Origin of the sequence: Amycolatopsis sp. cmx-11-12 (genome assembly GCF_046269425.1) — a bacterium.
Classification (GTDB): domain Bacteria; phylum Actinomycetota; class Actinomycetes; order Mycobacteriales; family Pseudonocardiaceae; genus Amycolatopsis.
This window is the reverse complement of the sequence record NZ_JADNQM010000019.1, coordinates 161,987-174,028: the sequence shown is the minus strand read 5'-3', so window position 1 is coordinate 174,028 and position 12,042 is coordinate 161,987. Positions and strand designations below refer to the sequence as shown.

Sequence of the window (12,042 nt, the reverse complement as noted above, 5' to 3'; positions counted from 1 at the left end):
ACCGCGAGGATCGCCAGCTGCCGGGCGGTGAGATTGGCCAGAACGCGATCTTCGCGATCGACATCAGACGGTATGCGCACAGGCTGGGTCATGACTTTTCACCTCGACGGGGCGGGGACTTCGGCGGCGCCGGTGGCGAGGTCGGCGCCCGGAACGCGACCGGCGGCACGGACGGCGTGCGCGGGCGGGCGTCCCCGATGCGCGGCTCCGGACGCGCGGCCCGGAACACCGGTGCTGCGGGTGGCGCGGGCGCTGGCGTGACCGGTCGGGACACGTGCCTGGGTTCCGGAGTCGGCGGCTGGAACCGCAAGTGCGGCGGAACCGCCGCCACCGCGACCGGTCGAGCCGGGGGCGCGGCACCACCGGCGCGGCGCGGCACATCGGGAGCTTGGAACCGGGGCGCCGTCGCGGCCTGCCTGCGGCGCCGCCCGGCGGGCGGCGGGACCGGAGTAACGGGCTTGGATGCGGAACTGAATTCGGGCATGACGGGTCCTTGGGTGGCCGGGGTGACGGCCGGGTCATGGGTGGTCTCCTGCGGACCGGGCTGCAGAAACTCCGGTCGCTGCGAGAGCGGGCGCGTCTGCTGGGCAGCACGGGCGCGGTCGGCGTCGTAGGCCGCCTGCAACCGCTTGTTGACCGCTTGCGGTGTCGGTGCGATCCGCGGCTGGAGCGGCCATGGCGGATCGGCAGCAGCACCGCCACGGCCCCCGCCGCCTGTGCCGCTCTTCCCGCCACCGGCGGCGGCGCCGGCTTTGCCGAACCCGCCGGTCTTACCGGCGACCATCCCGAACGTTTTCGCCGCGATATACGCCTTCACCAGCCCGCCGAGGAAGGAGCGGCCGTGGCCGAGCTTGGTGGCCGAGAGGAACCAGAACGGAATCTTGAACAAGATGTAGAGCAGCCCGAGAACGGCGAAGAGCATCATCAGCCCGCCGCCGACGGAGTTGAACAGATGCACGCTGCCATTGAGGAACGTGTTGACCGCGACGATCAGGGTGAGCGACTGAGCGACCTGAATGCCGAGCGTCGCGCCCAGCGCACGCCATCCCCAGCGGGCGATGCCGTCGGTGTGCGGCAGGGCGTGGCAGGCAACCCATAGCGGCGCCGAGACGATCAGGATCAGCGTGAGGATCACACGCACCACGTAGACCAGCAGCAGCGCGATCACCGCGATGACCAGGACCACCTGCAGCAGGACCACGAACAGCCCGCCCGACACCACCGCGGAGTAGGCACCACTGATCGACTTGGTCAAGTTGTCGCCGAGTTGGGGCGGATCGACCCCATCGGTGAGGACCGCGGTGGACAGTGCGTTGGCGAGCCGGATCGCCTTGTCGATGAGGAACAGCGACAGCATCGACGCGAAGAACGAGACGATGAGCCGGGGCGCGATCTCCTTCATTGAGTAGCGGCTCTGGACCGACTCGTGGGACATCACGATGATCCCGCCGATCATGATCAGCCCGCTGTAGCAGGCCAGCACGATCAGCCAAGAGTTGTTCCACAGGTTCGTCACCCCGGGCAGCGAATCCAGCGTCGGCGTAGTGAACGCGGTGTCGCCCAGCAGCTTCAGAAGCGGGTCGAGGGCGGACTTGACCAGCTCGCGGAACACCGCGTTGATGGCCTTGTTGATGCAGCCTTCGATGCTGGTGATCCCGCAGTCCGGGTCGTCGCCGTCAACTCCCGGACCGGGCTGCCCCGGAGGCGCGGACGGCGGGGGAGTACTGGGCTGCGGGATACAGCCTTCGCCGGTGCACGGCGTGCTGGTGTTCGTATGCGGCGCAGTACTCGGGTTGCTGGGCGTGCACCCGATCTGCCCGGGGAAACAACTCGTCGGCGGCGGTAGTTCGGTGATCGGCGGCAATGGGGTCGTCGGCACCGGCGGACGCGGCGACCCGGTCGGGAAGTGACACGTCGGGTCCGGTGAATCCGGTGCGCACGTGGTTCCCGGCGGATTGGTCGGCAGGGGTAACGGCAGCGGTGGCTGCTGCGCGACGGCGACCGCGGCTTGCTGCGCGTCGCGTGGCGCGAACGTCTCGGGCGAGGCCCACGCACCGACCGTCAGCAGACAGCCGAGCACCACGGCCACGCCGAGAGCCAGCAGCCGCAACAACCGACGCCGGGGACTGCGACCGTGCCCTTCTGGGATGGGCGGGGTGAGCAGGACCCGCTCCCGGCGCTCCCGGGTCGCTGAGCGCACGCCAGGCTCGCCGCGATCGGGTGCGAGCACACGGGGACGTCGGGTCTCGGCCATGACCTCAGGCCCCGACAATCCCGCGCAGGATCTCCACGGCGAGCGGCGCCAGTGCCGCCAATCCGTAGCCCCATGCCGCGTTCCTAAAGCACCCCTTCGCCTTCTCTGTTTCGCCGGGGTTCCCTCCGGCCAGCAGGTACCGGACCCCGCCGACGGTCAGGAACACCGTCGCCAGGCCGGCCAGGATCCCGACCAGCCAGTCGCGGATGTTGGTGAAGACCTGATCGACACTGGTCGCGAGCGCGAGAACCTGCGTCGAGGCATGTGCCGCATCCGTGGTGAGCGCGCTGAGCACGACCGCGCCGAGGACCACCACGGCGACAGACCGGGACACTGTGTGGCGCACGGACGGCGGTTGAGAGGCCCGATGATGTGGCCGTGCGCCACCCGTGCGTGCCACCGGCCGCGAGCAGTCGGTGACACCCGCGCGGGGCTGGGTCTGATCGGGTGCTTTCGACGCGCGTGGGCGCGGCGGCACGGTGGTCTGCTGGGTCTGGGGATGGGGTGTCACGCGCATCGGCGCACCTCCGAAGTCGGCTCGTGCTCGGCGGTACGCGGAGAGCCGGGTGGGATCTCCCCGCACCCCAAGAAGCCGGATTTCGGGTCGTTTTTCGACACCGACCGTGACGATTTCTTGGAACCGGTTGGCCGACCGTTGCGCAGACGGCCGCTCACAGCGCGTGATACAGGTGGGTTTTCCTCGGCGGGAGTGTCCGGCGAGCCGACGACCAGAGAGGCGACAACCGCGTCGGCGACGGGGTCTTCGGAGTCGGAGTCGGCGAGCTGGCCGCGCAGCCACGTGACGAGTCGGTCTTCGGCTCGATCCCGGGCCTTGAACGCGGTCTTCGGCGCGGTGCCGTGGGCTTGCGCCCAGTCGGTCACGGAGGTTTCGCCGAGCCGTGTCGCCGAGATCAGGTCCGCTTCGATGGGGGTGAGAATCTGCTCACCGACCGCCCGTGCGAGCACCAAGTCGGGGTGGCCGTACGGCGGGCGCGGCGCCGCGGAGTGATAACCCGAGCCCGCCGGCAGCGGCGCGTCCAGCGACGCTTCCAATGCCGCTTGCCCGGCACGACGAGCGGCGAAGTGCAGCCTGGCGATGATGCCGGGATCGGTCAGATCCACAGTCGCCAACGCGTGGACGAATCCGGCGAGTACGGCCGCGTGGACATCCGCGCGATCGAGCGGATACCGCGCCGCCAGCCACCGGGAACTCGAGGCCAACGACGGCAGTGCCATCCCGACGCACGCGACTGTCCACGCACCCCCGTGAGCGCGAGAACGCAGCACCAAATGCGCCCACACGTCGTCTTGAGTGCGATGCGGGCACTGCTTGCTCATCACCCGGTCCCGCAGCTCGTCCAGCGGCACCGGACGCCGCGGCAACCCGGCGAATCGGGACCCGTTCACGGCCATCGGCTTCGGCCCGGTGACCAGCCACCCGAAGGCGTCGCGCGCGGTGTCCAGCGGCAGCCATTCGTGTCCCTCGTGATCGGGGCGGATAGGCGCGGATACAGTCTCGTCGTTCGTCATTGATGTGCTCCTGACTGGAGTTCGTGGAATCAGCTCCGTCAGGACGCCATGGCGGCGACAAGAAAAGAACAAGAAAAGAACAAGAAAAGAACAAGGATGATCTTCTTAGTAGGCGAGCTCGGCTACTAAAACCGAAGCCTTGAAGGATTCAGAAACCCCGTGCGGGACGGCCTGTCCTGGTGGTGTCAATGTCGCCTTAGTAGCTCGTGAACTGGTCTTTTAAGCGATCGTTAGTAGGCAGTGGCGACTGGCTGAGGTGGGCCTGCGGCGACTCCGGCCGAGCTGCTTTTGATCCGGGTCAGAAATTCTTCTTGACCCGGGCCCGGGGTTATTCGGGAGCGGGCCAATTCGCGCTGTGCTGGCTCGAATGCTTCAGGACGCTTGGAAAGCGACGACGTATTCGGATTCGATTCTCGCTGCGTGCGGCGCTGGGCTTCGGAGTTTGTGAAAAAACTTGGGCGAGCGGTGTCGAAAAACGGCCTCAAAACCGGCTTCTTGGGGTGACTTGGCAGACCACGCCGATCACACCGCGAGGAAGGCCACCGATGACTTCACCACCGCATCCTGAGCCCGGACGCCGTCACCAACGCTTGCCACATCGCGACACGGCAAGCCTCCGCCACGGCCGGCACCGCGCGCCACGGACCACACCTGCTACCACAACTGCCCGCAGGCCACGTCCGACGACCTTCTGGCCGTTCGCCGACGCGGAGATGCTGCCCGGCACCGCACTACTTCCCGGCTGGCTCGGACGCACGATCGTCACCCTCGTGACGACCTACACCCGCCCCGGCGACCGCGTCCTTTTCCTCACTCCACCGCCATCCCCACGCGCTCTTCGGCACGCGGTTGGCGGCGCCCGAGGCGCCGACCCGTACGCCGGTCTCGCCGAGGCGGTCTGGACCGTCGCCCGGCTCGGCCGCGGCACCGATACCGCGACCGCGGCACCCGCCCCCGACTACCCGGCCGAGCACACCGACTCGCCCCACCGTGCCGGAGCCGAGTCGGGGTCGCGACCCCGACTCGGTCGGCTTGGGCTGCACCCGGTGGCCGACCCGCACCCCGACCCGGCACGCCCTCGGCGTCGCGACGGGGACCGACCGCGTGGCGGGTTCGACCTGATCGTCACCGCGCTCGATCCGCACGCCACCGACTGGCTCGCGCACACCGACTGGGACACCCTGCTCACCCCGGTCGGCCTCGTCGCCGTAGTCACACATAGTGATATCCGCGATGGGCGACTGCGCGATCCGCACGCGACTGTGCTGGGCACGCTGGGTAGTCGTGGGTTGCGGTGTCTCGATCACATCGCCGTGCTCGCCACGCCTGTGTCGGACCTGCCGGACCGCTCCGTCACCGCCGACCAGGTGGACACCGCGGCCTCTGCGCCGAACTTCTCGCCTCGCGCGGTCGACGCCGCAGCGCCGCCGTTGCGCTCGGTGCACCACGACCTCGTTCTGCTCGGACGGTTGTCGCCGGAGGCAACGGACGGCGGCGTCCTCGACGGGAAGGAGACCTCGGATGTCTGAGCGCACCGGCACGCCGCTCCCCCACCCGGCGGGGGAGCGGCCAGAAGGTCCGATTGTGGCGTCGGTGTGGCCGACCGGGACCGACAGTCTGACGGACCAGTTGAACGAGGGCGGCTACCACGACGCCACCGGCGCCGACCCCGCTTTGATGGCCCCGGCGATCGCCCGCTACGCCGTCGCGGCGCTGACCCGACCCGGTGACGTCGTGCTCGATCCCGACTGCGGAGCGGGCACCACGATCGTCGAAGCGCTGCGGGCCGGGCGGCACGCAATCGGGTTGACCGGGCAGCGCCGGTGGTGGCGCTTGGCGCGCACCAACGTGACCGCCACGAAGGCGCGCGGGGTGTTCGTCGACGGCATGGTCCTCATCCTCGACCGACGCCCCGGCACCGCGGTTGCCGCTGCCACGGCCGGGTTGACCGGGCGGATCGATCTCCTCCTGACGACCCTGCGGCCCAGTCCGGCCAGCGACCTGGATGGTGCGCTGGAGCGGTTGCGAACCCTGCTTACGCAGTACGGGCCGCTGCTGCGTCCCGGCGGGCACGTGGTCATCACCAGTGCCCCGCAGCGCCACCCCGTTCGCCACGACCTGCTCGACGTTCCCACCGGGATCGCGGAGGTCGCCAGCGCGGCTGGGCTGGCACCGGTCGCGCGGTGTGTGGCGCTGACCGCGACGGTGCGACGAGGCCGCACTTACACCGGCTCGTCGCTGGCTCAGCGCCGCGTCGCCGCTCGCGCCGAACGTGCTCTCGGGCATCCGGTCGCGCTGCCCGCACACCACACCGCGCTGGTGCTCCGGGCCGATCCCGACGCCGCCGATCCGGCCCTGAACCAGTCCCTCCCTGCGCTGCCCGCACCGCCGCGACCACACGGCCGGGGGCGCGGAACACGGCCCGATTCGGCCGCCGCGTGAGTGCGCGCCGCTTCACGTAGGACCCGCCGGCGCCCCGCCCATGGCGCAGCGACGTGAGCCGATCTACCCCGGCTCGCGACCTCAACCCACCTTGCCGAAGGAGCGATTCTCATGGACACCACCCCGCAACCGGGTCGCCGCCCGCGTCGGGCCGCACGTCGCATCAATCCTCTGCTCTATCCGTTCGTCAGCTATCGCACGCGCAGGCCCGAGTCACCCACCGGATGGCGGCGGCTGCGCGAAGCCCTCACCGGATACCCGCTGGCTCCGTACGAGGACGACGACCGGCGCGAGTCTGCCGATCTGGGCGTCTACCTCTATCAGGTGGAGCTGAACAGGCGGTCGAGGCTGGCGCTGTGGCAGCGCACCCGCGACGGCTGGTGGCTGGGCCCCGCACCGTACGGCTACGCCCTGGAACATCACTGGGTGGAGCCGGAGTCCGCTCGTGCGGGGTGGCGGCACCGGCTGATCGTTGACGCGCTGCGTGCGCCGGTCGTGTCGCTGATCTTCGCCTGGTCGGTGCACGAAAACCTCAGCGACCGCGCTATCGCCCGGCGCCTGACCGAACAACAGCATCCCCACCCGGTCGATCCTTTGTCCGGCCGGGCACGCGCGTGGAGCCGCGCGGTGGTGCGCACCATCCTGGCCAACCCCGTCTACCTCGGCTACGTCGTGCGTGATCGCACGCTGCGCGGAGTGGATCAGGCTCCGGAACGCTGGACGTGGTCGCGGCAGCGCAGCCACCGGGCGCTGGTCGAACCCGCCCTGTTCTGGACGGCCTACAACCGCCGAGCCCGCTGGGTCTCACCGACCCCGGACACCGACACCACCGGACTCACCGACCAGGGCCGGGAGGCGGCATGACCCAGCATCCGACCAACACCGTGTACTACCGCGACGACGCGGTCACGCTCTACACCGGCGACGCCACCGCCACCCTCGCCGACCTGGCGGAGAAGTCGGTGGACTGCGTGGTCACCAGTCCGCCGTACTGGGGGCTGCGGGACTACGGGACCGGAACCTGGGTCGGCGGCGATCCCGACTGCGCGCACCTGGCCGCAGCCGGACGCGGCGGCAACATTCCCCAGTCCAAACATCCCGGTCACGTCTATCCCGCGTCGGCGGCGCACCGCGGTGGCGCGCCGCAGCGATGCCGCCGGTGCGGCGCCCGCCGCGAGGACGACCAGCACGGCCTGGAGGCGACCCCACAGGACTACGTCGACCGGCTCCGGGCGGTCTTCGCGCAGCTGCACCGCGTCCTGGCCGACACCGGCACCGTGTGGCTGAACCTGGGCGACTCCTACTCCGCCGAACCGCCCGGCCGCACCGGGGACCCGATGCGGACGAGCACCCTGTCCGGCCGCAGCGCGGCGGCACCATTGCGGGAATCGGTGCGCCAGGCCGGGGTGGCGCGCACACGGAGCCTGCCGCAGAAGAACCTCGTCGGCATGCCCTGGCGGGTCGCGTTCGCGCTGCAGGCCGATGGCTGGATTCTGCGCAACGCGGTCGTGTGGCACAAACCCAACGCCATGCCCGAATCCGTACGCGACCGGGTCTCGAACCGGTACGAGATGCTGTTCCTGCTCACCAAACAGCAGAAGTACTTCTTCGACCTCGACCCGATCCGCGAACCACTTACCCGTCCCGAGGCGGTCGGGGAGGGCATCGTGATCGGCGGCGCGAACAAGGGCCGCCACGGCGGGATCGACGCGACCGCACGCCGCCGCGGACACAGCGTGTACGGCAAATATCACGATGCCAGCCCGTTCACCGGGAAAACGCACGGCGATGCGATGCGGCCGACCGGGGCGCGGCACTCCGCCGCGCACCAGCGTGGCAAGAACCCCGGCGACGTGTGGTCCATCACCACCCGCCCCCTCCGCGAAGCGCATTTCGCAGCCTTCCCGATCGACATCCCGTTGCGGTGCATCGCCGCCGGATGCCCGGAGGGCGGCGTCGTGCTCGACCCGTTCAGCGGCGCCGCCACCACCGGCATGGCCGCACGACAGCTCGGCCGGTCCTACGTCGGCATCGACCTCAACCCGGAGTTCCACGACATCGGCCTCCGGCGCCTCGGCCTCGCCGCGGACGAACAGGGGAGGGCTGCGTGAACGCGTCCATCGCGACTCATCGTCGGTATGACGGTGTTGCCCTCTTCATCGCTGATGCGAAATCCGGGATCGCGGAGCTGCCCGACGACTCGGTGGACTGTCTCGTCACCAGCCCGCCCTACTGGCGCTTGCGTGACTACGCCCCTGACACCTGGACCGGCGGGCGACCGGGGTGCCGCCACCGCCCGGCCAGCGCCGGAACCGCATTTGCGGATGGCAGCAGCGATCGGCGCCAGTGCCGAGACTGCGGAGCAGTACGCGAGCATCCGCAGATCGGCCTGGAACCGACTGCGGACGAGTACATCGACACAGTGCGTGCGGTGTTCGCTGCGGCGCGCCGAGTGCTCACCCCGCGGGCGACCGTGTGGATCAACCTCGGCGACAGCTATTCCACCAACTCTGACGGCTTCTGGTGCACCACACCCGGCCAGGTCGGACAGCCGCACTATCGGCCACGAGCGGATGTGCCGCACAAGAACCTGCTGGGCATGCCCTGGCGCCTCGCCTTCGCGCTCCAAGGCGACGGGTGGATACTGCGGTCGGCGATCGTCTGGCACAAGCCGCACGCCACGCCCACGCCGATCCGCGACCGGCTCGCCACCCATCACGAGATGATCTTCCTGTTCGTCACGCAGCCGGACTACTACTTCGACCTTGACCCGATCCGGCAGCCCTACACGGGCGACCGCGCACTGTCCCGCCGAGCTCATCACGGCGGCAACAAGCCGAATACCGCCCGCGGAACCTGGCCTCGCACCCCCGTGCACGGCCAGCGCGGACGCAACCCTGGCAACGTGTGGACTATTCCCCCCGACCGCTCCCGCGCCGGCCATCCCGCGCCGTCTCCGCTGGAGCTCCCGCGCCGATGCATCGCCGCCGGATGCCCGCTGGGAGGCCACGTTCTCGACCCGTTCAGCGGCAGCGGCACCACCGGTGTCGCCGCCCGCGAACTCGGCCGCCGCTTCACCGGCATCGACACCAACCCCGCCTACCACGACATCGCGATACGGCGGATCGCTGGACGCAATCCTGCAGCGTGAGAGACCCAAACGCCGGCAGCCGTTCCGTGTCCATCGACACCGCCATCATCCAGGGAGACGCTCGCCGTTCTCCTAGCCGGACAAAGACATTGACCTTGCAGTCGCCAGCCCGCCCCACCTCACTCCGGGGACGTTCCTGGACGGACAGGTCGCCTACCGCCTTGCAGACCTCGTCCGCCCGTGGCGGCAGAGCTTCGGAGGCCCACTCGTTCGGGGCCTCCGCTTTTCGCCAATCGGCGCTACGATTCCAGGCCCGCGACACCCGGGCAAGCCGCTGACCAGCTGGTTCTGTCGCACCCGAGGTGCTGTGCGTGGCGGGAGGAACAACCAGAAGGAGGCACGACCACATGTCCGGCCAGTCAGCGACCGAGGTTACCGGCCACCGGTCCGACACCGTGCCTCAGCAAATCCGGCCGGCGTTCTACTGCCGTCGACGCATCAGCTGCGAGAAAATGCAGCGCCTCTCCGGCGCCCCCGATGTCGCCTTGCCCCGCGAACACACAGCTGAACCACACTCCGCCCCGATCGCCTGTGCCACTGAACCGCGGGCCCAGGCTTTGGAGTTGATGAGCGTGGAACGCCCACTGGCTGCGCTCGTCTGCCGCCGCGTCATCGCCAGCGACTGTTTCAGCCCCGGCCGAGGAGTGTGAGCGGTGGCAGGGGAAACGGAACGTCGCGACGACACCAGCGGCTTGCTGATTCCTGACGAACCGCCGGAACTGGTCGTCAAAATCCTTACTGTGGAAGGCATCGAAGGGCAACGGCTTGCCGCGGAGCAGGCACGAGTGTTGTGGGAGGTGACGCAATGGCAGGCCCGGAACAGGTCCGCGCGTGGGCTGGACAACGCAGCGTAGGACCAGCGCGAAGCTCGTACGGTCAAGCGGCGGGCGGTGAATCGGTCGGCCTGGCGTCACGGCCGACGTTGCTTCGGTTCGCATGGCTGGGACGTGTGTCCACTCGGGACATGCAGGACCCGACTCTGTCTTTGCCGCGCCAGTTGGGCTCGTCGCAACGCTCGCTTCCCGAAGACGGCCTGATCGTCGCGCACTTCTATGACGTCGAGTCCGGTCGCATGGACCTCGACGCCCGTGGGAGTGGCCACGCCCATGAGCAGTTCGACATCCCGATCCCGCGTGATGGCGGCATCCAAGACCTGCTCGCCGAGGCCGAACGCTCCGACCGACGATTCGACTACGTTATCTGCGAGTCGATCGAGCGCACCGCCCGGCACATGTACTACGGCACCACCATCGAGCACCGCCTAGAACGCGCCGGGGTGCGCCTGCTGGCCTCCGACGAGCCGTTTCAGCTCGAAACGGTCGATGGGCGCAAACCTAAACGCGCCACCCAGCTACTCACGCGGCGTGTGAAGCAGACGCTGTCTGAGTACTACGTCGTTGACATGCTGGAGAAGTCCTGGGACGGCTATGCGGTCCACACCGAAGCTGGCTACAACATCGGCAAAGCCTGCTACGGCTACCGCGCTCGTCACGTCCCGCACCCGGTTCCCGCTAAGCGTGCCAAGGGCGTGAAGAAGACCTTCCTCGAAGTCGATCCCGTGCAGGCGCCTGCCGTCCGCAAGGCCTACGCGTGGAGGATCAACGAACGCCTTGGCTACCAGGCGATCGCGGACCGCCTCAATCTCGACCCCGCCACCTACCCGCCGCCCGTCCCTGTCGACCCAAAACGTGCCGTCGGCCGCTGGACCTACTCCAATGTGCGCGACGTCTTAACTAACCCCAAGTGCACCGGACACATGGTGTGGAACCGCAAGGGGCGCAAGTCTCGTAGTAACCGCGCCAACCCCATCAAAGAATGGATCTGGTCCGCGCAGCCTGTCCATGAATCGCTCGTCACACTGGAAGATTGGTTGCAAGCTCAGGACATCAGTGGACACCGCTTCGGCTCCCGCAGTACCAGCAATACCAACGTAAAACACCCGCAGACCAAGCGTAGCTACTTGTTGCGCACCTACCTGTTCTGCGACGCCTGCGGCCGACGTATGAACGGCAAGACCCGTCGCGGCCACGCTTACTATGTCTGTGCACCGAAGAAGGGGTATGTCCCTAAAGGACATCCTGCCGCAGGGAGCTTCTGGATTCGCGAAGACGGCATCGTCACCAGACTCAATGAGTTCCTGTCCGCCCACATCTTCGGTTCCTACCGTCGCAGCTTGCTGGGCGACACGGCCCGCGAACTCGGCCTCGCCGCCCAGCAGGAACGGCAACAGCGCATTGATGCCTTGCTCCGCGAGATCGACGACACCACTCGTATGATCAAGAACCTCGTCCGCAGCTTCGCGTTGGTCGACAACCCGACCAAGGACTTTGTCAGCGAGATCAACGACGAGCGCAACGGGCTTCATGAACGCAAATCTCAACTCGAAGCGCAGCTTGCCGAGGTCGAAGAGGAGAACCGGCAGGCGCCCAACCCCGATCTGCTTGACGCCCTGCCTGTGGGCGAAGCTCGGATCGAAGAGCTACCCGAGGATGTCGCGCGACGACTCTTCGAAGCCTTACGGCTTGAGTTGCGCTACTGCAAGGACGTTAACCAGATCAAGTGCACGGTCACGCTGCTAGGACCAACAGTCCCGGCCGCACGGCAGGCTGCTCATGAGGCCGTCATCTTGCCGTTTGACCGTGAGACACGACTCGACCAGCACAAA

General features: G+C 68.4%; 10 protein-coding genes and 1 pseudogene. 7 read left to right on the top strand and 4 right to left on the bottom strand.

The genetic code is table 11. The features are described 5' to 3' along the window. Nucleotides 1-88 precede the first annotated feature (88 nt). The 3 genes from ACLARN_RS25320 to ACLARN_RS25310 are packed head-to-tail and all read right to left on the bottom strand — an operon-like array spanning nucleotide 89 to nucleotide 3,784. Nucleotides 89-2,200: a hypothetical protein gene (locus tag ACLARN_RS25320; protein ID WP_409493934.1), complete on the bottom strand. Its 2,112-nt coding sequence runs from the start codon at nucleotides 2,198-2,200 to the stop codon at nucleotides 89-91. A 58-nt stretch (nucleotides 2,201-2,258) separates the two neighbouring features. Then, nucleotides 2,259-2,771 carry a pilin gene (locus ACLARN_RS25315; RefSeq protein ID WP_409493933.1) on the bottom strand — a complete coding sequence of 171 codons (513 nt, stop codon included), beginning with the start codon at nucleotides 2,769-2,771 and terminating at the stop codon, nucleotides 2,259-2,261. After that, complete coding sequence (locus tag ACLARN_RS25310; protein ID WP_409493932.1) at nucleotides 2,762-3,784, bottom strand: hypothetical protein; 1,023 nt, start codon at nucleotides 3,782-3,784, stop codon at nucleotides 2,762-2,764. Before ACLARN_RS25310 ends, ACLARN_RS25315 begins: the two co-directional genes overlap by 10 nt. 713 nt (nucleotides 3,785-4,497) lie before the next feature. Here ACLARN_RS25310 and ACLARN_RS25305 point away from each other — a divergent pair. The 7 genes and pseudogenes from ACLARN_RS25305 to ACLARN_RS25275 all read left to right on the top strand — a co-directional run. Further along, entirely contained in the window at nucleotides 4,498-5,313 is an 816-nt protein-coding gene (locus ACLARN_RS25305) for a hypothetical protein (RefSeq protein WP_409493931.1), read from the top strand. Further along, nucleotides 5,306-6,226, top strand: coding sequence for a DNA methyltransferase (locus tag ACLARN_RS25300; RefSeq protein WP_409493930.1), 921 nt, complete (start codon nucleotides 5,306-5,308; stop codon nucleotides 6,224-6,226). Before ACLARN_RS25305 ends, ACLARN_RS25300 begins: the two co-directional genes overlap by 8 nt. 111 nt (nucleotides 6,227-6,337) lie before the next feature. Next, a complete protein-coding gene (locus ACLARN_RS25295) occupies nucleotides 6,338-7,090 on the top strand; it encodes a recombinase family protein (protein WP_409493929.1) in 753 nt (250 codons plus the stop codon). Further along, on the top strand, nucleotides 7,087-8,337 hold the full coding sequence (locus ACLARN_RS25290) for a DNA-methyltransferase (protein ID WP_409493928.1): 1,251 nt from the start codon (nucleotides 7,087-7,089) through the stop codon (nucleotides 8,335-8,337). Before ACLARN_RS25295 ends, ACLARN_RS25290 begins: the two co-directional genes overlap by 4 nt. Beyond that, the gene (locus ACLARN_RS25285; RefSeq protein WP_409493927.1) at nucleotides 8,334-9,377 is read left to right on the top strand and encodes a DNA-methyltransferase; all 1,044 of its coding nucleotides are present in this window, start codon (nucleotides 8,334-8,336) and stop codon (nucleotides 9,375-9,377) included. The genes ACLARN_RS25290 and ACLARN_RS25285 overlap by 4 nt, the downstream gene beginning before the upstream one ends. Nucleotides 9,378-10,030: 653 nt before the next feature. Further along, complete coding sequence (locus tag ACLARN_RS25280) at nucleotides 10,031-10,231, top strand: hypothetical protein (protein WP_409493926.1); 201 nt, start codon at nucleotides 10,031-10,033, stop codon at nucleotides 10,229-10,231. Continuing rightward, a pseudogene (locus ACLARN_RS25275) lies at nucleotides 10,183-11,205 on the top strand (recombinase family protein); the annotation flags it as partial. The gene ACLARN_RS25280 and the pseudogene ACLARN_RS25275, both read left to right, overlap by 49 nt. Here the strand turns inward: ACLARN_RS25275 and ACLARN_RS25270 are convergent. Continuing rightward, complete coding sequence (locus ACLARN_RS25270) at nucleotides 11,107-11,742, bottom strand: hypothetical protein (protein WP_409493925.1); 636 nt, start codon at nucleotides 11,740-11,742, stop codon at nucleotides 11,107-11,109. The pseudogene ACLARN_RS25275 and the gene ACLARN_RS25270 overlap by 99 nt on opposite strands. Nucleotides 11,743-12,042 lie beyond the last annotated feature (300 nt).